Genomic DNA, 20,724 nt, shown 5'->3' with positions numbered 1-20,724 from the left:
CCTTTGGGGAATGACAGTAGCTATGACCTACGAACCACCCGCTGAAGACCCGCTCGTCGATCCCGCCGAGATGGCGGCGCTCGCGGGCTTCCGCCTGGCCGAGAAGGCCGGGTTGTTGGAGGACGTCTCCGTGGCGCGATGGGACGCGCTGGACGAGGAGTTCTGCCGAGACCACGAGCTCGATCGTGGGCGGCTGATCCGGCGCGAGTCGCGGTCGCCTGGGCACCAAAGTGCGTCGGTGCGTCTGATCATCTTGATCGACGCCGCTACGCGGAAAGCGGTGGGCGACGGCTTGTACCCGTGCCTTCGTGCCTCACAGGACCTGGATACGCGCTTATGGGACGCGCCGGGTGCGACCGTGCGGCGCCCGGACGTGCTGGTCTACCGGTGCCTCGAGGAGGGGCGGCGGCGGGTCTGGGGTTATGACCTGGTGCTGGCGGTGGAAATCGTGTCGCCGTCGAGCAAGCGCACCGATACCGGTCGCGACAACCGGCGCACCGGTTTCGAGTCGAAGATGACCCAGTACGCGCTGGCCGGCATCGAACACTATTGGATCGTTCGGCTGAAGCCTGACGAATCGGCGATCGCCAGTATCGAGCAGTGGCAGCTGGGGACGGAGTACCGGGGCGCCTACGCCAAGGTCGCGACCTGGACCAACGGCGAGACCGCCGAAGCCGTCAGCACCAAACTGCCGTTCCCGATCGAGGCGACTTGGGCCGACCTGGAGTTCTGACCGCCGAGCCGACATCCGCGCCAGCCGCTACCGCTCCCGGATCAACCGCTCCGAAACCTCGACCCACTTGCCGAGCACGCGCTCCGCGGCCCCCGAGTCGATGGCCTCGGCGGCCTTCTCCAGTCCGGCCGCCAGCCGTGTCGTCACCGGCTCGCGCGTGGGCTCCAGTGCCGCCAGGGCCGCGGCGGAGGACAGCAGGACCGCGTCCCGGACCGCGCCTTGTTCGCCGGCCAGGAGGCGGCGGGCCACGGCCGCGTTGAATTCCGGGTCGGCGCCGCGCAGGGCGCTGATGGGGGAGTAGGCGATGCCGACGTCGCGGGGGTCGAAGGTCTCGCGGCGGACTTCGCCGTCGCTCGCCGTCCAGACGGTGGTGGTGGTCGCGACCGAGATCTCGTCCAGGCCGTCGTCGCCGCGGAAGACCAGGGCCTCCACGCCGCGGCGGGCGAAGACGCCGGCCACGATCGGGGCCATGCGCTCGTCGAAGACGCCGACGGCCGACGCGCGGGGGCGGGCCGGGTTGGTGAGCGGGCCGAGGAAGTTGAAGAAGGTCGGGATCGCCAGTTCCTTGCGGGGGACGCCGGCGTGCCGCAGGGAGGCGTGGAAGACCGGGGCGAAGCAGAAGGTGATGCCCGCCTCCTTGGCGACCTGCGCGACCGCCTCGGGGGCCAGGTCCAGGCGGACGCCGAGGCGTTCCAGGACGTCCGCGGCGCCGGAGGAGGACGAGGCCGCGCGGTTGCCGTGCTTGACCACCGTGGCCCCCGCGCCGGCCGCGACGACGGCCGACATGGTGGAGATGTTCACGGTGTGCGCGCGGTCGCCGCCGGTGCCGACGATGTCCACGGTCGCGCCGGGGACGTCGATGAGCAGGGCGTGCGAGTACATCGAGCGGACGAAGCCCTCGATCTCGTCGACCGTCTCACCCTTGGCCCGCAGCGCCACCGCCAGCCCGGCGACCTGCGCCGGGGTGGCCTCGCCGGTCATCACGCGGTCCATGGCCCAGGCCGCGTCGTCGACTGACAGATCGTCGCGGCGCAGAACCGCCGACAGGAGCTCGGGCCAGGTGCGCTGCACGGGCTGCTCGGTCATCGGCGGTTCGCCTCCGCTTCTACGGAACGCTCAAAGGGGTGAATCTCTATAGAGGAGTCATCAGAGGAGCGTCTGCGGCCCCGCTATAGGGAGACCCTACGCGGCGACCCGCTTGGCGAGCCGGGCCCGGACCAACTCCGCGACCGAGTCTGCCAGCGCCACCGGGTCGATCGGGTGCGGCGTCCACGCCTCGGCCCGGGACCAGGTGGCCAGCCAGCCGTCCTGCGGCCGCCCGGTGAGGACCAGGACCGGCGGGCACCGGTAGATCTCGTCCTTGAGCTGCCGGCACACGCCCATCCCGCCGGCCGGGGTCGCCTCGCCGTCCAGGATCAGGATGTCGAAGCCGCCCTTGTCGACGGCGTTGACCACGGCGAGCGGGGTCGCGTACTCGTGGGTCTTGATCGGCGGCAGGTCCGGCGCCACGCGGCGGCCGAGGGCCAGCACGACCTTCTCCCGGGTGGTGGAGTCGTCGCTGTAGATGAGGACTTTGATGGCCTGTTCGCTGGCACCACCAGCGTTGCCTTGCTGGTTGTTCATGTGACGGAGCTTACTCGGCGTGGTTGCCCGGCTTCCAGACGGCCGGGGTCTGGATCTTGTTCATGATCAACCGCGGCTCGGACCTTCCGGGAACCGCTTGATCCGGACCTTCGTTAACTCGATCGGCCCCATACACACAGGACACTGGTTCCTTAATACCCACCCCCGGCGCGGAGCCGCCATGGGGTGACGACATAATGGCGGCCGTGGCGACAGCAACTGCAACTACTCAAGCGGGGCAGGCCCACCGCCTGCCCAACCGGCCGAACCTGGTCAGCGTCGGAACGATCGTCTGGCTGAGCTCGGAACTGATGTTCTTCGCGGCACTGTTCGCGATGTACTTCACGATCCGCTCAGTGCACGGGTCGCAGTACTTCGTGGAGCAGGCCAAGCACCTGAACATGTCCCTGGCCGTGCCGAACACCACCATCCTGGTGCTCTCCTCGGTGACCTGCCAGATGGGCGTGTTCGCGGCCGAGCGTGGGGACGTGCGGAAGCTGCGGGCGTGGTTCATCCTGACGTTCATCATGGGCGCGGTCTTCGTCTCCGGGCAGATCTGGGAGTACTCGGCCCTGGTCAAGGAGAACCTGACGATCGGCGCCAACGCCTGGACGTCCGTGTTCTACCTCACCACCGGGTTCCACGGGCTGCACGTCACCGGCGGCCTGCTCGCGTTCCTGCTGGTGCTGGGGCGGACCTACCTCGCCAAGCGCTTCACCCACGATCAGGCCACCTCCGCGATCGTCGTGTCCTACTACTGGCACTTCGTCGACGTGGTGTGGATCGGCCTGTTCTTCGTCATCTACATCATGAAGTAAGTCGGATCAGTGGAATCGGTAAGGAATCCTCTGTCGTGAACACGCTTTCGGCACGACGGCGCCATCCGCTGGCCGCGTTCGTCGTCCTCTTCCTCGCGCTGGGTGTCATCGGCGCGACATACGCCACCCTGGGCTCCTCCTCGGCGAAGGCGTCGGCCTCCGTCGCCGCCACGCCGGAGCAGCTTGTAGAGGGTCAGAAGCTCTTCCAGTCCTCGTGCTCGTCATGCCACAACATGAACGGTCAGGGCGTGCAGGGCTCGGGACCGTCGCTGATCGGAGTCGGCGCCGCCGCGGTCGACTTCCAGGTCGGCACCGGCCGCATGCCCGCCATGCAGATCGGCCCGCAGGTCACGAGCAAGCCGCCGATCTTCACCCAGGACCAGATCGACGCGATGGCCGCGTACATCGGTGCGCTCGGCGCGGGCCCGGACATCCCGGACCCCTCGCTGTACAACGGCGACCCGAACGACGCCGCCAGCGTGTCCAACGGCGGAGTGCTGTTCCGGACCAACTGCTCCCAGTGCCACAACGTGGCCGGGGCCGGCGGTGCGCTGACCGACGGCAAGTTCGCGCCCTCGCTGCGTGAGACGTCGACGAAGCACATCTACGAGGCCATGCTCACCGGCCCGCAGAACATGCCGATCTTCAACGACAACGTGATGTCCCCGCAGGACAAGAAGGACATCATCGCCTACCTGGTGCAGACCCGGACCGGGTCCAACCCCGGCGGTCTGGACCTGGGCTCGATCGGCCCGGTCTCCGAGGGCCTGTTCGTCTGGACGATCGTGCTCGGCCTGCTGATCGTGTTCGCCTGCTGGATCGGCGCGCACACCACCAAGGCGTCCCGCGCCCGCGTCGCCCACTTCGAGGCGACCACCGGGAAGGACGCCTCCGACAATGACTGATCGGGACATGGAAACGGACCACCTGCCTGAGAACACCGGTGGGGCCGGCCACGGCGCAGTGACGACCGTGGCGGAGGACCCCTTCCAGGACCCCGGCCTGCCGGCGCACCGGCCCCGGGTCACCGACCTCGACCCCAGGGCCGCCAAGCGCGCCGAGCGGCAGGTCGCCCTGCTGTTCATGATCGCCGTCGTGGGCGTGATCGGGTCGATGGTCTGCTACACGTTCGTGCCCAACACCAAGGTGCACAGGTTCACCGGCCTGGGCACGGTGAACATGAACAACCTGGCCCTGGGCCTGTGCCTGGGCTTCGCGTTCCTGGCCCTGGGCTGCGGCGCGATCCACTGGGCCCGGACCCTGATGACCGACGTGGACCTGGTCCAGGAGCGGCACCCGATGAAGTCGGACCCCGAGTCCACCGCGTTCGCGGTCTCGGAGTTCAAGCAGGGTGTCGCGGACTCCGGCTTCACCAAGTACCCGCTGATCCGGCGCTCGCTGCTGACCGCGATGATGGTGCTGCCGCTGCCGGCCGTGTGGCTGCTGCGCGACCTGGGGCCGATGCCGAAGGACGCCCTGCGGCACACGCTGTGGGCGCCGGGCATGAAGCTGGTGAACCCGAACACCGGGCAGCCGCTGAGGGTCTCGGACGTCACGGTCGGCACGCTGGCGCTGGCGAACCCGGCGAACCTGAACGACGACCCGGACGAGCGGATCGACAACCTGGCCAAGGCCGCGGTGCTGGTCGTCCGGTTGCCGCAGGAAGCGCTGAAGGGTTCTGAGGCGCAGAAGAAGAAGCAGTGGGACTGGTCGGTGGACGGCGTCATGGCGTTCTCCAAGATCTGCACCCACGTCGGTTGCCCGGTGGCGCTGTACGAGCAGCAGACGCATCACATGCTGTGCCCGTGCCACCAGTCGACCTTCGACCTGTCCGACGACGGGAAGGTCATCTTCGGCCCGGCCGCGCGGTCGCTGCCGCAGCTGCCGATCACGGTCGACGCCGACGGCAACCTGGTCGCCGTGAGCGACTTCCGGGAGCCCGTCGGCCCGAGCTTCTGGGAGCGCGGATGAGCGCCACGACCGCCCCGGGCGCCGGGGCCGCAGGCGAGTACGGCGACGTGAAGACCGACCCGGTCTCCAACTGGGCGGACGAACGGCTCGGGATCTACAAGGGCTCGAAGAACCTGATCCGGAAGGTCTTCCCGGACCACTGGAGCTTCCTGCTCGGCGAGATCGCGCTGTTCTCGTTCATCCTGATCCTGCTCTCGGGCGTGTTCCTGACGCTGTGGTTCAACCCGAGCATGGGCGAGGTCGAGTACCACGGCTCGTACCTGCCGCTGGACGGCGTCTCGATGTCGCAGGCGTACGCCTCGACGCTGAACATCAGCTTCGACGTGCGCGCCGGTCTGCTGATGCGCCAGGTGCACCACTGGGCCGCCCTGATCTTCCTCATGGCGATCATGGTGCACATGCTGCGCATCTTCTTCACCGGTGCGTTCCGCAAGCCCCGCGAGATCAACTGGCTGATCGGCTTCACGCTGATGGTGCTGGGGCTGCTCGAGGGCTTCGCGGGCTACTCGCTGCCGGACGACCTGCTGTCCGGTACCGGTCTGCGCATCGCCTCCGGCGTCATCCTGTCGATCCCGATCGTCGGCACGTACGTGTCGTACTTCTTGTTCGGCGGGAACTTCCCCGGCCACGACTTCATCCCCCGGCTGTTCACCATCCACGTGCTGCTGATCCCGGCGCTGATCGTCGGCCTGGTCACGGCGCACCTGATCCTGGTGTTCGTCCAGAAGCACACGCAGTGGGCCGGGCCGGGCAAGACCAACGACAACGTCGTCGGCCTGCCGCTGCTGCCGGTCTACACCGCCAAGGCCGGCGGGTTCATGTTCGTGATCTTCGGTGTGGTCTTCCTGCTGGCCGGCCTGGTGCAGATCAACCCGATCTGGGCCTACGGGCCGTACACACCCGACCAGATCAGCGCGGGTTCCCAGCCAGACTGGTATATCGGCTTCCTAGAAGGCTCCCTTCGAATGATGCCGAACTGGGAGTGGAACATCTGGGGGCACACGCTGTCCTTCAACGTGCTGATCCCCTCGCTGGTCGTGCCGGGCATCCTGTTCACGGCGCTGGCGGTCTGGCCGTTCCTGGAGCAGTGGATCACCGGCGACAAGCGCGAGCACCACATCCTGGACCGCCCGCGCAACCGCCCGTCCCGCACCGCGATCGGCGTCGGCGGCATCACGTTCTACGGCGTGCTGTGGCTGGCCGGCGGCAACGACCTGATCGCGACCCACTTCCACCTCTCAGTGGAGGCGCTGACCTGGACGTTCCGCGTCCTGATCTTCCTGGGCCCGGCCCTGGCCTACTGGTGCACCAAGCGCATCGCGCTCGGCTTGCAGCGGCGGGACAAGGACAAGGTGCTGCACGGGCGCGAGACCGGGATCATCAAGGTCTCGCTGGAAGGCGAGTTCACCGAGGTCCACGAGCCGCTGTCGGCCGGCGAGCGCTACCGGCTGACCGCGCACGAGGTGCAGAAGCCGCTGGAGCTCGGGCCCGCCACGGATGAGAACGGGGTTGAGCGGCCGGGGAACCGGGCGCTCAAGCTGCGGGCTAAGGCTTCGAAGGCCATGTTCTCCGACCACGTCGAGACGACGGTTGAGGAGTACAAGGAGATCGAGGCTGGGCACGGGCACCACTGAGTGGGGCTTGTGTTTGGTGGTTTGCTGATTGCTTGTCGTTGTCACACGTTGCAAGGGTCTCGCCTTCGGGCGGGGCCCTTGTGGCTTTGGCGGGGGAGAGTTTTCGAGCCGGGCCGCCATACCTCAGCTCTTAACTCCGGCAAGCCGGAGCAAGCGCAAGATCGGGAGCCCTGGTGAAGAACCGAGGGGAACGACTCGCGCGTTGATCCGAGCCCGGAAAGCCAGAAGGGGACCGCGCCCAAGGCGCGGTCCCCTTCTCAGTCCTCAGCGACTACCAGCGGCGGTCGCGGGGCGGACGGTTGTCCCGCTGGTCGTTGCTGTAGCCGCCGCGGGGGCGGCCGAAAGCGGTGCGCTCGTTGAAGTCGCGGCGTTCGGCCGGGCGGTCGGTGTTGGTGCGGTTGTCGCGGTCGGTGTGGCGGCGGGGGCCGTCGAAGCCGGGGCGCTGGGAGTAGCGGTCGTCGTTGCGGTCGTTGCTGCGGCGGTCGCCGAAGGTGCGGTTCTGCGGGCGGTCGTTGGTGCCGCCGGTGCTGCGGTTGTCGCGGTCGAAGCCGCGGCGCTGGCCGTAGCTGCTGGTGCCGCCGGTGGTGCGGTTGTCGCGGTCGAAGCTGCGACGCTCGCCGCCGTTGAAGCCTCCGCTGCGGCCTTCGGAGCCGCCGCGGTTGTCCCGGTTGCCGTAGCTGCCGCGGTTGTCGCTGCGGCCTGAGGTGTTGCGGTCGAAGGTGCGGCCCTCGCGGTTGCCATAGCTGCCGCGGTTGTCGCTGCGGCCCTGCGAGCTGTTGCGGTCGAAGGAGCGACGCTCGCCGCCGTTGAAGCCGCCGCCGCGGTTCTCGGAGCCGCCGCGGTTGTCGCGGTCGGTGAAGTTGCGACGCTCGCCGCTGCGGTTGTCCCGGTTGTTGTCCCGGTTGCCGTAGCTGCCGCGGTTGTCGCGGTCGAAGCCGCGGCCCGAGCCGTTGCGGTCGAAGCCGCGCTCCGAGCTGTTGCGGTCGAACGAGCGGCTCTCGCCACGGTCGGTGCGGTCGCGGTCGAAGCCGCCGCCCTGCGAGCCGTTGCGGTCGAAGGAGCGGCCGGCGCCGCGGTCGCCGAAGCTGCTGCGATTGTCGCGGTCGAAGCCGCGGCCCGAGCTGCTGCGGTCGAAGCCGCGGCCCTGGCCGCGGTTGTCGCGGTCGCCGAACCCGGTCCGCTCGCGGTCGGCGAAGGGGCGCCGCTCGCCGCTGTTGAAGCTGGTGCGCTCGCGGCTGCCGGCGCGGTTGTCGCGCTCCTCGAAGCGGCCGCCGCGGTGGTTGCGGTCGAAGCGGTCCGGGCGTGAGCCGTCGCGGTTGTCGCGGCCGCCGAAGCCCTCGCGGCCGGCGCGCAAGCCCTCGCGGCCTCCGCGTCCTTCGCGGCGGTCGTCGGTCATGCGGCTCTCGCGGGCTGCGCGGCGGGCGGCGTGGTAGGCGTCCGCCTCGGCGATGTACTCGGCGACCGGTCGGCCGCCGGTCAGTTCGCGCAGGGTCTCCGAGCTCGGTGCCACCTTGGTCAGTTCGGCGTCGACGCCGGCCGACTGGAGCAGGCGCTGCGTCGCCTTGCGCTGCTTGGGCAGGACCAGGGTGACCACGGTGCCGCTCTCGCCGGCGCGGGCCGTGCGGCCGGCGCGGTGCAGGTAGTCCTTCGGGTCGCCGGCCGGGTCGACGTGCAGGACCAGGTCGATGCCGTCGACGTGGATGCCGCGGGCGGCGACGTCGGTGGCGACCAGGACCGGGACCCGGCCGTCCTTGAAGTCGGCCAGGGTCTTGGTGCGGGCGCGCTGGGTCATGCCGCCGTGCAGGGCCAGGGCGCTGACGCCGGCCTCGCGGATCTTCTCGGCGATCCGGTCGGCGCCGAGCTTGGTGCGGGCGAACAGGATGGTGCGGCGGCCGTCGTCCTCGCCCGGCGTGTGCCGGGCCGCGATTTCGGCGGTGACCAGGGCCTTGTCCGCCGGCTCGACGATCAGCAGGTGGTGGTCCATCTGCGAGGAGTCTTCGTCGTCCGGGGTCACCGAGTGCAGGACCGGGTCGGTCAGGTACTGGCGGACCAGCTCGTCGACGGCGCCGTCCAGGGTGGCGCTGAACAGCAGCCGCTGCCCGGCCGGGTCGGTCTGGGACAGCAGCTCGGTGACGATCGGCATGAAGCCCATGTCGGCCATCTGGTCGGCCTCGTCCAGGATGGCGATCTCCACCTCGGACAGGTCGCATTCCCCCTGCTCGATCAGGTCGGTCAGCCGGCCCGGGGTGGCCACCAGCAGCTCGACGCCGCGGCGCAGCGCGAACACCTGCTTGTACATGGGCGCGCCGCCGTAGACCGCGGCGATGTCGGCGCCCACGGCGAAGCCGTACGGCTGCAGCGCGTCGGTGACCTGCATCGCCAGCTCGCGGGTCGGGACCAGCACCAGGGCCAGCGGCTTGCCCTTGCGGGCCCGCTTGCCCTTCAGGTTGGCCAGCGCCGCCAGCCCGAAGGCCAGCGTCTTGCCGGAGCCGGTGCGGGCCTTGCCCAGCACGTGCCGGCCGGCCAGGGCGTCCGGGATGGTCGCGGCCTGGATCGGGAAGGTGGAGTGCACGCCGTTCTCGGCGAGCTTCTTCACCAGTTCCTCGGGCAGGCCCAGTTCGGTGAACGCCGGCGCCTCGGACTCGGCCGGGGCGGTGTCGTCGTCGGCTTCGTCGTCGTCCAGGTCGGCGACGTGCTCGTCGTCGGCGGCGTCGTCGAAGGCCTCGTCGTCGGTGTCGTCGGTGATGTCGTCAGTGGCGTCGTCGAGCTCGTCGACGATCGCGAAAGTCTCGTCGATGTCGGCGGCCGGAGTGGACTCAGCGCGCAGAACATCGTTCTCAGGGGTGAATTCGGACATGGCTCAAGAAGCCCTTCAAGAGGAACGGACACGTCCTCAGAGGCGCACGAGCGCATGGATTGCGCCGCAGCGGTGTACAGAACGGTCACTAAGGCGGCCTGGTCCCAGTGTTGGACGACCAGGTAGGCGATAGCCGCGCCTGAAGTGGCGGACCGGGAAATGGCAGGCCCCGGACCCCACTGCGTTCTGTGTCACATGACGGAAGCCGGTTTCCGACCGGCTTCTAAGGTGACCTGTCCCGCGCAGCGTTCGCTTGGATTCGATCCATGGTAGCGGCCACCCTCGCGATTCCAAGAATCGCGCTGGTCAGGTGTGCCGGTTGGGGTCTTTCAGCTCCGGCGGCGGCGGCCCGTTCAGCGGGTCCACCCGCACCAGGTGGCCCCACCAGATCAGCCGGTACGTGGACGCCCACTCCGGTGTGCAGGTGGTCAGGGTGATGTATTTGCCGGGCTTGGTGAAGGGCCCGCCCTGGGGGACCGGCGCGATCGTCCCCATGTTCTCCGGGCTGGTCTGCGGCAGTTCCTTGTCCAGCGCGTACACGTACCAGCCGTGCGTGGTCTCGACGACCACGTGGTCCCCGACCCGCATCTGGTTGATGTAGCGGAACGGCTCGCCGTGCGTCCGCCGGTGGGCCGCGACCGCGAAGTTCCCGACCGGGTCCCACGGCATCGCCGTGGCCGGGGTCGTGTAGTGCCCGACGGCGCCCTTGTCGAGGACCTTCTCCTCGTCCACGCCCTGCATCACCGGGACGTTCATCTTGCCGATGGCCGGCAGGCTCATCAGCGCGAAGCCCTCGCTCGGTGCGAAGGCCGACTTCGGCGCGGCCCCCGGGGCGGTCGGCGCCAGCTGCTGCTGGAACTGCTGCTGGATGTGGTTGGCCTCGGCGTTCGCGGCCTTGTGCGCCTCCACGTTCGTCCACCACAGCGTGTAGACGACGTACAGCGCCAGCACCGCGCCGAGGGTGATCAGCACCTCGCCGAAGCTGGAGAGCACCAGCAGCTTGCGCTGGGCCTGCCGGTTGACCCGGGCCGCGGTCCGGGACGAGCGGTTGCCGAACGAGGGCTCCGGCTCCGGTTCCCCATCAGGGAACTGAGACGGGGGCGGCGGCGTGTACACGACCTTCGGGATGTACTCGGTCTGCGCCTCGGAGGGGGAGGGGGAGTCCGTTATCCGCGGGATGTACTCGGTCGGCGCGTCGTGGGATGGCGGCCTGCCGAACCCGCCCTCGTCGCCATTCATGCCGGACACGTTAGGGGAGAAACCTCTGGGTTCCGGTGGTACCCCGACGTTTTGCGGCATGGGAGTCAACTTAGCGGACGATCATTCTTCCGGTGGGCTGTATCCCGAATGCCGGGGACCGCTCGGGTCCTCCCACTCCGATTCCGGCTTGGTCGCGGCGGGCTTGAGCCGGCGCCTGCGCTCCCACAGCAGATAGCCGCCACCTGCGAGGATCACCAGGAACCCGATCAGCAGGATCGGGCTGATCCCGCCCGATCCGCCGCCCCCGGACGCCCCGGCACGTGACCCGTTCGAGGGACCCGAGGAGAGCACCGGATCGGTCGGCCAGGCGTTGGCGGAGTCGGTGGTGCCCGGCGCCGGCACCTGCGGCGTCGGCGTGGCGGACGGCGTACCCGAAGCTGCGGATGAGGGAGCTGATGACCCGGTGGTCGGACCACCCGCGCTCCCCGCACTGGTCGGTGCCGAGCGCGTGCTCGGTGCGCTGCGCGGCGGCTGGTTGACCGGGAACATGGCGTCGAACCCGGGCAGCGTCTCGGGATCCACCGGCCCCTGGCTCACCGCCTGCACCGGCGAGATGATGCCGAAGCCGAGCTGGTCGGTGTGCTGGTTCCCGGACACCGGGTTGATCGAGCCGGCCATCTGCGCCACCACCTGCCGCGCCGGCCAGTTCGCGTGGCCGGCCCGCAGGATCGCGGCCAGGGCGGCGACGTAGCCGGAGGCGGTCGAGGTGTCGTTGCCGTACGAGGCCAGCGTCACCGCCGGGCCGGACGCGGAGGACGGCAGCGGGGCGCCGGACTCGTCCGCGGCGGCCACGTTCACCACGCCCTGCGGACGCGCCGACATCACCTCCCCGGTGTCCCCGGCGGCCGCGATCACCAGCGCCGCCCCGCCGATCGACGCCGGATCGACGGACGTGTCGGCGACGACCACGATGGCCCCGTCCGCCGATCCCGGGACGACGGTCGCGTCCGGGGCCAGCGCGCTGATCGCGCACGCCACCTCCGCGATCCGATCCGGCGCGCCGACCACGCCGATGCTCACACCCCCGCCCTTGCTCCCCGTGATGCTCCATGCGCGAGTGGCGTTATACGCCAGCAGCGGGCCTTGCGAATCAGGGCACGAAGTGGCGGCCCGGGCCGCCGGCGCGGGCAGCGGCCCGAAACCGGCCAGCAGCGCGGCGCATCCGACGGCGACCAGAGTCCTTCTCAGCACATGGTGACGCTACCCGAAGCCGGGCCGCCGCACGTCCGCCGACCCGGCTTACTTCCGGCTGCTGTCAGGCCCCGTTGTGCCGCCCGGACCACGTCCAGGCGTACCCCGGGTCCTCGGACGCCACGCCGCCCTCGCCGATCTCCAGCGGCCGGAACGTGTCCACCATGACCGCCAGCTCGTCGAAGAACTCCGCGCCGATCGAGCGCTCCGCGGCACCGGGCTGCGGGCCGTGCGTCAGCCCCGAGGGGTGCAGCGAGATCGAACCCTGACCGATCCCGGACCCGCGCCGGGCCTCGTAGTTGCCGCCGGTGTAGAACAGCACCTCGTCGGAGTCGACGTTGTGGTGGTTGTACGGCACCGGGATCGACAGCGGGTTGTAGTCCACCTTGCGCGGCACGAACGAGCAGATCACGAAGTTCGGGCCCTCGAAGGTCTGGTGCACCGGCGGCGGCTGGTGCACCCGGCCGGTGATCGGCTCGAAGTCGGCGATGTTGAAGGCGTACGGGTACAGGCAGCCGTCCCAGCCGACCACGTCGAAGGGATGGTGCGCGTAGGTCAGCTTGGTCCCGCCGGCCCGGTGCCGGACCAGGACCTCCACGTCCGAGCCCTCGGCCAGCAGCGGCTCGCTCGGCCCGCGCAGATCCCGCTCGCAGTACGGCGAGGACTCCAGGAACTGGCCCTTGGCGGACAGGTAGCGCTTGGGCGGGCCGATGTGCCCGGTCGCCTCGATCACGAACAGCCGCAACGGTTCGGCGCTGTCGGACCCGGACCCGGCTCCGGCCGTCGGCACCCACCGGTGGATCGTCGACGTCGGCAGGATCACGTAGTCGCCCTGACCGACCTCGATCGCGCCGAACGACGTCTCCACGACGCCGGACCCGGACTCCACATACACGCACTCGTCGCCTATGGCGTTCCGGTATAGAGGAGAGGCCTCGGTCGCCGCGACGTAGGACAGACGCACGTCTCCGTTGCCCAGCAACAGATGCCGGCCGGTGACGGCGTCCAGACCCGAGGCGTCCAGCTTGTGGGTCATGAAGTGCCGCGGCTTCAGCGGCCGGTTCGGGACCGCCCCGGCGAGCGGCCCCGGCGGCTCCCACTCCGCGGAGTCCACGATCGCGGTCGGCAGCCCGTGGTGGTACAGCAGCGCGGAGTCGGAGGAGAAGCCCTCGACGCCCATCAGCTCCTCGGAGTACAGCTCGCCGTCCGGGCGCCGGAACTGGGTGTGCCGCTTGGGCGGGATCTCACCCACGGAGCGGTAGTAGGCCATCGCCGCGGTCCCCTCAAGAGTGTTCGATAATCGGACGTCACTGTCCGCTCACTTCGACCATGGGCTACCGTGGCGGTCATGTCAACCGCCGACCCCGGCGCCCTCGGCGTCCTGTTCGCAGAGCTGATCGACGACGCGGCGTTGTTCCCGCCCGGCGACGCACCCATGGCCGAGGCGGTGCCCGCGCACCTGGCCCACGACGCCGGCGGGTACAGCGGTCTGCTCGGCCGCTTCCTGTGTCCGGTCTCCAAGCTGGCCGAGCTCAAACCGCTGCTGGACCCGGACGAGGGGCTGCGGCTCGGCCTGATCGCCGACACCGGCGTGGACGGTCTGCTGGCCGCGTTCGCCGAGCTGGAGGACGACGACCGGCTGATCCTGGAGGCCGTCGAGATCCGCCATCCGGGCGACCGGTTGGCGGAGCTGGAAGGGCGGCTCCCGTACGGCGTCGAGGCGTACATCGAGATCGCCCCGGCCGACATGCGCTCTCTGCTCCCCACCCTGGCCGGCCGCGAGCTGCTGTACGCCAAGCTGCGCACCGGCGGGCTGACCGCCGAGGCGTTCCCGACCCCGCTGGCCGTGGCCGAGTTCCTGGTCGGCTGCGCGGACCTGGAGATCGGCCTCAAGTGCACCGCCGGGCTGCACAACGCGGTGCGGCACACCGACGCCGAAACCGGCTTCGCCCACCACGGTTTCCTCAACGTCCTGCTGGCCGCCGAGCGCGCGAGCGACGGTGCCCAGATTGAGGACGCCGCCGTGGTCCTGGCCCTCGCCGACGGGGCGGACCTGGCCGAACGTGTCAAAGCTCTGACAGTGGAGGACGCAGCCCGGACCCGTGATCTGTTCCACGGCTACGGCTCCTGTAGCTTCCAAGAGCCGATCGACGATCTGTCGGGCCTCGGACTGCTGCCGGATCCGCTGTCCCACTGACCGAGCTTCAACCACGGGAGAACCGTAATGACACAGCCCACCTGGGTCCCGCTGCCGCCCCAGACCGACTTCCCGGTCGAGAACCTGCCCTACGGCGTCGCGACCCACGGTGAGCGCCCGGCGCACGTGGTCACCCGGATCGGCGACTTCGTCGTCAGCCTCGGCGCGCTGGCCGGGAACGGTCTGCTGGACGGCACGATCGAGGAGCCGGCGGCGTACTTCGCGATCGGCACGCTGAACCCGTTCATGGCCCTCGGCGCTCCGGCGTGGGCGGCGGTGCGGGCCCGGCTCACCGAGCTGTTCACCGACTCCGAGCGCCGCAAGGCCGTGGAGCCGCTGCTGGTGCCGCTCGCCGACGTGGTGCTGTATCTGCCGTTCCAGGTCGCGGACTACGTGGACTTCTACTCCTCCGAGGACCACGCCACGAACCTCGGCCGCATCTTCCGGCCGGACGGCGAGGCCCTGCTGCCGAACTGGAAGCACCTGCCGATCGGCTACCACGGCCGCTCCGGCACCGTCGTCCCGTCCGGCACCCCGATCGTCCGGCCCTCCGGCCAGCGCAAGGCCCCCGCCGACGCCGAACCGCGCTTCGGGCCGAGCGTGCGCCTGGACATCGAGGCCGAGGTGGGCTTCGTGGTCGGCACGCCCTCGCCGCTGGGCGGCGGGGTGCGGGTGGAGGAGTTCCAGGAGCACGTCTTCGGCGTGGTGCTGGTCAACGACTGGTCGGCGCGCGACATCCAGGCCTGGGAGTACGTCCCGCTGGGCCCCTTCCTCGGCAAGTCCTTCGCGACCTCGGTCTCCCCGTGGGTGGTCCCGCTGGCCGCGCTGGAGGACGCGCGCATCGCGCCGCCGTACCAGGACCCGGTCCCGCTGCCCTACCTGCAGGGCGAGACCTGGGGCTACAACATCGTCATGGAGGTCAAGCTCAACGGCAGCACGGTCTCCACGCCGCCGTTCGCCGGCCTGTACTGGACCCCGGCGCAGCAGCTGGCGCACATGACGGTGAACGGTGCCAGCCTGCGCACCGGCGACTTCTACGCCTCCGGCACCGTCTCCGGTCCGCTGCCCGAACAGCGCGGCTCGCTGATCGAGCTGACCTGGAACGGCACCGAGCCGCTGGCCCTGGCCGACGGCTCCACCCGCACCTTCCTGGTGGACGGCGACACGGTCGCGATCGGCGGCGTGGCGCCGGGGCCGAACGGCTCGCGGATCGGCTTCGGCGAGGTGGTCGGGACGATCCAGTCGGCGGTGCGGCAGCCGGAGCTGTGACGGCTCGCCGAATCAGTGGTCTAAGACGCTCTGCGGATCACGCGGACTCGCACCGTCCGGCGCTTCGGGTCAGCGGTGTGAGTTCGCTCACTCGGTGAGTCTGGCGTCCAGGGCTGCGAGCTCCGCTTCGGAAAGCCCGTTGGCCAGGAGGTAGTCGGGCATCTTCAGCCCGCCTATCGTCGAGCTCAGGGACGCCTCGATGGTGGTGCCGTGTTTTTCGAGGTGTTCGCTGACCGTGATCAGCTGGTTGCGGATGCCCAGCTCGGCGTATCGCTCCCGAAACCGGTCGAAGGTGATCAGGTAGTCGGCGATGATCTCGTCAGGGTGCGCCCCGGCGGCGGCGAGAAGCACCAGGGCGATCAGGCCGGAGCGGTCCTTGCCGCCGGCACAGTGGAAGACCACGCAGCCGGGTGCGGCGTTGGCTATGGCCTGGACGGCGGCGACCACGCGGTCCGGGTATTCGGCCAGCAGCGCCGGCAGATACAGCGGGGTCGCCAGGTTGTCGATCGGCGTCCAGTGGTCGTGGAAGGCCGTGCCGGGCTCCGGGTCCAGGGCCACGCGGGCCGTCGCGATGCCGACCGGTCGCGGCACCTGGTCCGGTTCGCCTTCGTCCTCGGCGCGCAGGTCCAGGACGGTGCGGACGCCGTAGTCCCATGCCGAAGCCCAGCCGGCCGCGCTCAGGCGGGTCGGGGCTGCCATCCGGACCACCGCGCCCGGCTTGATCCGGCCGAGGCCGCCGAGGTCCCGCGTGTTGACGCAGCCCTCCCAGGCGAGATCCCTGTTCGCTGTCACGCGGTGCAGCCTACGGCAGCCCGAGATTCCTCAAATCGGCCTCAAGCGGCCGAAAACTCCGCAAGCACGTCGGCCAGCACTTCCAGGACCACCACCGCGTCCGGCAGCGGTGTGCCGCCCGCGGGCCAGTAGACCCACCGGGCCGTCCGGCCGGACATGCTCACCGACGGCGGCACGAACACGTAGCTGCCGCGGTCGTGCCAGCGCAGGCCGGGGTGTTCCTGCAGGGTCTCCGGGCGGCAGTCCAGGGAGCTGGACCACCACTCGTCCTCGTCGACGTCGTCGGTATCAGGGTTCGTACGCGGCGCGGTGAAGAACAGGTAGCGGCCGTCGACCTCGGCGACCGGGCCGGGGGCGGTGCCGGCCACCAGGATCCGGCGCAGGGCGTCGGCACCGGGCTGATCCGGGACGTCCAGGACGGAGTGGGTCTTACCGGTCGGGGTGACCCAGTTCGTCCCGGGGTGCCGGGAGCGCCAGCGGGCCACGCGTTCGGGGTCGGCACTGGCCTCGACCTGCCAGGCCCGGGACAGCGGGTGCGCGGCGGGCGTGGGACAGCCCAGGCGGTCGCAGCTGCACGAGCCCTCGCGCGGGGCGGCCGCCGGGACCACCGCGAACCCGGCGGCGACCAGTTTGTCGAGCGGATCGAGGAGCCCTTCAGCGCGCAGCCCATCGGTGGAAGCGGCGGGTTCGCGCTTCCGGTTCTTGGCAGGTCGCCAGCTCCTCGGCACCCAAGCCCCCTGACGTGGTCGAAGGCCTAACGCGGTAAGGGTCAGGATACCTCGTGGCAGCCCGGACTTCGTCAGGGGGTGCCAGTGGGGCGAATCGTGGCGCGGGTAGCGTGTGCGCGTGACCACACCTGCCGACCGGATCCCGCCGACCGCCGCCGACCGCCGGATCGCGCTGGCCGGCACGTTCAACGTCCGCGACGTCGGCGGCTACCCGGCGGCCGGCGGCACCGTGCGGGCCGGCCGGCTGCTGCGCGGCGACGCCCTGCACCGCCTGGACGACCAGGCCCGCGCCACCCTCGCGGGCCTGCCGGTCCGCACCGTGGTCGACCTGCGTGAGGACTTCGAAGTCCGGCTGTCCCCGGACGCCCTGGACGGCACCGGCATCGAGGTCCTGCGGCTGCCGGTCTTCGGCTTCACCGGCGACTCCTTCGGCCGGGCCCCGGACGATCTGAGGTCGGTCTACGACCACATGGTCGACGTCTGCGGCGCCGCCCTGGCCACGGCCGTCGGCCACGTCGCCACCCCGGCCGCGCAGCCGGTCCTGGTGCACTGCTCGGCCGGCAAGGACCGCACCGGCGTGGTGGTCGCGATCGTGCTGTCGCTGCTCGGCGTCGCCGACGAGGTGATAGCCCAGGACTACCACCTCACCAGCGCCTACCTCGCCGCGGAGTTCACGCAGGCGGTCGAGCAGCTGCAGGCCGCCACGGGCCTGGGGCAGCGGCTCAACGGCCAGGCGCTGGCCTGTCCGCCGGAGCTGATCCTGGCGACGTTGGACCGGATCCGGGCCGCCCGCGGATCGGTGGAGGAGTACCTGCTGGCGCACGGCCTGACGGGCGGGCAGATCGCCGAGCTTCGCAGGAGTCTGATAGAGCCGGCGGCGTGACGGATCACCCCTCGCCGGGCAGCGTCAGCACCTCGACCCCGTCGTTCGTCACCACCATCGTGTGCTCGAACTGCGCGGTCCGCTTCCGGTCCCGCGTCACCGCGGTCCACTTGTCCGCCCACATCTCGTAGTCGGCGGTGCCCAGGGTCAGCATCGGCTCGATGGTGAACGTCATGCGGGGCTGCATCACCAGCGTGGAGTACGGGTCGTCGTAGTGCGGGATGATCAGGCCGGTGTGGAACGCGGTGGAGATGCCGTGCCCGGTGAAGTCGCGGACCACGCCGTAGCCGAAGCGCTTGGCGTAGCTCTCGATCACCCGGCCGATGACGTTGATCTGGCGGCCTGGGCGCACGGCCTTGATCGCCCGGTCCAGCGCCTCGCGGGTGCGCTCGACCAACTGGTGCGACTCCTCGTCCACGGTGCCGACCTCGAAGGTGGCGTTGGTGTCGCCGTGCACGCCGCCGATGTAGGCGGTGATGTCCACGTTCACGATGTCGCCGTCCCGCAGCACGGTGGTGTCCGGGATGCCGTGGCAGATCACCTCGTTCACCGAGGTGCACAGCGACTTCGGGTAGCCCTTGTAGCCCAGCGTGGAGGGGTAGGCGCCGTGGTCCAGCAGGTACTCGTGGCCGATCCGGTCCAGCTCGTCGGTGGTGACCCCGGGCTTGGCCGCCTTGCCGGTCTCCACCAGCGCGTCGGCGGCGATCCGGGAGGCGATCCGCATCTTCGCGATGGTCTCGGCGTCCTGCACCTCGCCGCCGGTGTACGCCTTGGGTCCCTTGCGTCCCACGTACTCCGGTCGCTTGATCGCCGCTGGGACGGGCAGAGTGGGAGAGACGGTGCCGGGTACGAGTGTCGCCATAGTCAGACAGTCTAGGCACCCGGTGGAGGCAGGGAGACTCGCGATGCGCTGGACCAAGAAGGGCGAACCGCCCGACGACGACGGCTGGTACTACTGCGTGAAGCACGGCGTGGTCGAGCCGGCGGGAGCCTGTGCCGCCAAGGACCGGCTGGGACCGTACGAGACACAGGAGGAGGCCGAGCACGCGCTGCAACGCGTCCAGGAGCGCAATGAGGCGTGGCGCAAGGCCGACGAGGCGGCGGACGCCGACGGCTAGCGTCCCGAGTGGGACGACGACAGTGCCGGCGGGCCGTGGCCGAGACCACAGCCGCCGGCACCGGCGCGTCTACGGCGCCTTGCACCTCATCCGGCGCACCTACAGCGCCTGCACCTCAGCCGGCGACAGAGCCCGCCCGAACACCTGCACATCCGAGATGTAGCCCTTGAACGGGTTCGTCGCGCCCTTCCCGTACCAGCTCCGCCCGATCGCGAACGGCCCGGTCGCGGCGTAAGGCGCCGAGTTGGTCTTCACCGGCGCGCCCTGCGGCTGCCCGTTGATGAAGAACGCGATCGTCCCGGCCTGCGCGTCGTACACCCCGGTCAGCTTGACCCAGACGTTCATCGGCGTGGGCGCGGTCGCGCCGGCGTTGACGGTCTTCGGGGTCGCCCCGTCGGCGTTCGACCGCACGAACGACCAGGTCTTCGTCTCCAGCGAGTAGCTGAACGTGAACGCGAAGCACTGCGGCCCGTCCTGGCTGAAGGCGGCGGCGAACTTGGTGGGGGTGGTGAGCCCGGTCTGGTCCACCCACATCGAGACCGTGAAGCTCTTCGTGGTGTCGATCCCCGGGCCCTTGGTCTTGATCACCCCGGCCGCCGACTTGTTCGCCGTGCCGCTGAACTCCGCCGAGCCGCCGTGCGCTGTGGAGAAGCCCACGGTGCCGTCCAGCGTGCCGAGCCGGTTCTTGCCGGAGGCGTCCACGGCCGTCTTGCTGCCCGGCTTGTCGTTCAGCTGCCAGCGCAGCACGTCCGCGACCGGGCGCGCGGCCGGCGGCGCGGCGCCGGTCGTCGTGGGCGGCGGCGGCGCGCTGGAGGTCGGCGCGGTCGAGCCGCTGACGTTGCTCGGCGCGCCGTCGGCGGCCGTGGCCGAGCTCTTGGCGGTGGTGGAGTTGTTCGCCGGCTGCTTGCCGCCGCTGCCCCCGGTGGTCAGGAAGATCGCCCCGCCGGCCACCGCGGCCACCGCCACCACCGATCCCCCGATCAGCAGGGTCCTGCGACGCTTGGCGCCCGGGTCGCCCGACGGCGTCGGCGGGGGAGCGCCGAACCCGGGCGGAGGGGTGAACCCGGGCGGCGGCGCGAACTGGTTGTGCTGCTCGGGTCCGGCCTGCTGCGGCGCGCTGAACCCGCTCGCCGACAGGTCCGGATTCCCCTGCTGCCCGACCGCGCGGTAGGCGCCGGTCGCGGCGAGCGGGAACGACGTCATCGGCGGCGGCGGCTGCGGCGCGTTCTGCAGCGGCGGCGGTTCCGGCGGGCGGACGGCCGCGTACGTGCCGGTCGCCGCGAGCGGGAAGGACGTCATCCCGCCCTGAGACCGGCCCAGATTCGGGTCCTGGCCGTCTTGCCCGCCCGGCCCGTTCGGGTTCGGACCCGGGCCGTTCTGCGCCCCCTGCGGCTGCCCCCACTGCCAGCCCTGCGGCGGCCCCGGCGGCGGCGGCCCTGACGCCCCCTGCGAATCGGCAGGCGCGCCCCACGGCACATTCCGGTCCCCGTTGTCCATGTCAAACCCCTCGATCGGACCCGTAGCGGCCTTCGATCATAGGGACGAGCTCGCATGTGCCGCCAGCCGTTCCGCGCGGACGGCAACGGCATGGGTATCAGTACGCGCGTCATAACGGCGGAACCCGGGCAGCGCCGCCGCCAGCCCCACCAC

19 protein-coding genes are annotated in these 20,724 nt (G+C 70.4%); 9 read left to right on the top strand and 10 right to left on the bottom strand.

What is annotated here, in order from left to right:
* Positions 1-70 precede the first annotated feature (70 nt).
* Positions 71-733: a Uma2 family endonuclease gene (locus tag KGQ19_RS23120; protein ID WP_212011362.1), complete on the top strand. Its 663-nt coding sequence runs from the start codon at positions 71-73 to the stop codon at positions 731-733.
* Between the two features lie 27 nt (positions 734-760).
* On the opposite strand, the gene trpD is transcribed toward KGQ19_RS23120, so the two are convergent.
* Together trpD and KGQ19_RS23110 are read right to left on the bottom strand one after the other, a co-directional pair.
* Positions 761-1,819, bottom strand: a complete 1,059-nt coding sequence (gene trpD / locus KGQ19_RS23115) for an anthranilate phosphoribosyltransferase (RefSeq protein WP_212011360.1) — start codon at positions 1,817-1,819, stop codon at positions 761-763.
* 96 nt (positions 1,820-1,915) lie between these two features.
* The gene (locus tag KGQ19_RS23110; RefSeq protein WP_212011358.1) at positions 1,916-2,356 is read right to left on the bottom strand and encodes a DNA-binding transcriptional response regulator; all 441 of its coding nucleotides are present in this window, start codon (positions 2,354-2,356) and stop codon (positions 1,916-1,918) included.
* 197 nt (positions 2,357-2,553) lie between these two features.
* On the opposite strand from KGQ19_RS23110, the gene ctaE reads away from it, so the two are divergent.
* From ctaE to qcrB, 4 genes are read left to right on the top strand one after another with little or no spacing between them, the layout of a single operon-like run.
* Positions 2,554-3,174 (top strand): aa3-type cytochrome oxidase subunit III, encoded by a 621-nt coding sequence (gene ctaE, locus KGQ19_RS23105; RefSeq protein WP_194893920.1) that lies wholly within the window; start codon positions 2,554-2,556, stop codon positions 3,172-3,174.
* 35 nt (positions 3,175-3,209) lie between these two features.
* A complete protein-coding gene (qcrC, locus tag KGQ19_RS23100) occupies positions 3,210-4,079 on the top strand; it encodes a cytochrome bc1 complex diheme cytochrome c subunit (protein WP_212011356.1) in 870 nt (289 codons plus the stop codon).
* Positions 4,072-5,145: a cytochrome bc1 complex Rieske iron-sulfur subunit gene (gene qcrA / locus KGQ19_RS23095; protein WP_194893922.1), complete on the top strand. Its 1,074-nt coding sequence runs from the start codon at positions 4,072-4,074 to the stop codon at positions 5,143-5,145. The genes qcrC and qcrA overlap by 8 nt, the downstream gene beginning before the upstream one ends.
* Entirely contained in the window at positions 5,142-6,779 is a 1,638-nt protein-coding gene (qcrB, locus tag KGQ19_RS23090) for a cytochrome bc1 complex cytochrome b subunit (protein ID WP_212011348.1), read from the top strand. The genes qcrA and qcrB overlap by 4 nt, the downstream gene beginning before the upstream one ends.
* A 271-nt stretch (positions 6,780-7,050) precedes the next feature.
* On the opposite strand, the gene KGQ19_RS23085 is transcribed toward qcrB, so the two are convergent.
* From KGQ19_RS23085 to KGQ19_RS23070, 4 genes are all read right to left on the bottom strand, one after another.
* On the bottom strand, positions 7,051-9,636 hold the full coding sequence (locus KGQ19_RS23085; RefSeq protein WP_212011346.1) for a DEAD/DEAH box helicase: 2,586 nt from the start codon (positions 9,634-9,636) through the stop codon (positions 7,051-7,053).
* 306 nt (positions 9,637-9,942) lie between these two features.
* Complete coding sequence (locus tag KGQ19_RS23080) at positions 9,943-10,875, bottom strand: class E sortase (RefSeq protein WP_212011344.1); 933 nt, start codon at positions 10,873-10,875, stop codon at positions 9,943-9,945.
* 81 nt (positions 10,876-10,956) lie between these two features.
* Positions 10,957-12,087 (bottom strand): S8/S53 family peptidase, encoded by a 1,131-nt coding sequence (locus KGQ19_RS23075; RefSeq protein WP_212011342.1) that lies wholly within the window; start codon positions 12,085-12,087, stop codon positions 10,957-10,959.
* 64 nt (positions 12,088-12,151) lie between these two features.
* The gene (locus tag KGQ19_RS23070; RefSeq protein WP_212011340.1) at positions 12,152-13,357 is read right to left on the bottom strand and encodes a homogentisate 1,2-dioxygenase; all 1,206 of its coding nucleotides are present in this window, start codon (positions 13,355-13,357) and stop codon (positions 12,152-12,154) included.
* A gap of 78 nt (positions 13,358-13,435) precedes the next feature.
* Between KGQ19_RS23070 and KGQ19_RS23065 the strand changes: the two genes are divergently transcribed.
* Together KGQ19_RS23065 and fahA are read left to right on the top strand one after the other, a co-directional pair.
* Positions 13,436-14,284, top strand: a complete 849-nt coding sequence (locus KGQ19_RS23065) for a hypothetical protein (RefSeq protein WP_212011338.1) — start codon at positions 13,436-13,438, stop codon at positions 14,282-14,284.
* Between the two features lie 27 nt (positions 14,285-14,311).
* The gene (fahA, locus tag KGQ19_RS23060; RefSeq protein WP_212011336.1) at positions 14,312-15,553 is read left to right on the top strand and encodes a fumarylacetoacetase; all 1,242 of its coding nucleotides are present in this window, start codon (positions 14,312-14,314) and stop codon (positions 15,551-15,553) included.
* A gap of 87 nt (positions 15,554-15,640) precedes the next feature.
* Here fahA and KGQ19_RS23055 read toward each other — a convergent pair whose 3' ends face one another.
* Together KGQ19_RS23055 and KGQ19_RS23050 are read right to left on the bottom strand one after the other, a co-directional pair.
* Positions 15,641-16,345 (bottom strand): tyrosine-protein phosphatase, encoded by a 705-nt coding sequence (locus KGQ19_RS23055; protein ID WP_212011334.1) that lies wholly within the window; start codon positions 16,343-16,345, stop codon positions 15,641-15,643.
* 41 nt (positions 16,346-16,386) lie between these two features.
* Complete coding sequence (locus tag KGQ19_RS23050; protein WP_212011332.1) at positions 16,387-17,073, bottom strand: bifunctional DNA primase/polymerase; 687 nt, start codon at positions 17,071-17,073, stop codon at positions 16,387-16,389.
* Positions 17,074-17,191: 118 nt separating this feature from the next.
* Between KGQ19_RS23050 and KGQ19_RS23045 the strand changes: the two genes are divergently transcribed.
* Positions 17,192-17,956, top strand: a complete 765-nt coding sequence (locus KGQ19_RS23045) for a tyrosine-protein phosphatase (protein WP_212011330.1) — start codon at positions 17,192-17,194, stop codon at positions 17,954-17,956.
* 4 nt (positions 17,957-17,960) lie between these two features.
* Here KGQ19_RS23045 and map read toward each other — a convergent pair whose 3' ends face one another.
* Positions 17,961-18,818: a type I methionyl aminopeptidase gene (map, locus tag KGQ19_RS23040; protein ID WP_212011328.1), complete on the bottom strand. Its 858-nt coding sequence runs from the start codon at positions 18,816-18,818 to the stop codon at positions 17,961-17,963.
* A gap of 43 nt (positions 18,819-18,861) precedes the next feature.
* On the opposite strand from map, the gene KGQ19_RS23035 reads away from it, so the two are divergent.
* Entirely contained in the window at positions 18,862-19,074 is a 213-nt protein-coding gene (locus KGQ19_RS23035) for a hypothetical protein (protein WP_194893934.1), read from the top strand.
* 99 nt (positions 19,075-19,173) lie between these two features.
* On the opposite strand, the gene KGQ19_RS23030 is transcribed toward KGQ19_RS23035, so the two are convergent.
* A complete protein-coding gene (locus tag KGQ19_RS23030) occupies positions 19,174-20,571 on the bottom strand; it encodes a LamG domain-containing protein (RefSeq protein ID WP_212011326.1) in 1,398 nt (465 codons plus the stop codon).
* Between the last annotated feature and the right edge of the window lie 153 nt (positions 20,572-20,724).

The sequence above is a fragment of the Catenulispora pinistramenti genome, from assembly GCF_018274385.1.
GTDB lineage: Bacteria > Actinomycetota > Actinomycetes > Streptomycetales > Catenulisporaceae > Catenulispora > Catenulispora pinistramenti.
The sequence above is the reverse complement of the archived record's forward strand: the minus strand, read 5'-3'. Positions and strand labels throughout refer to the sequence as shown.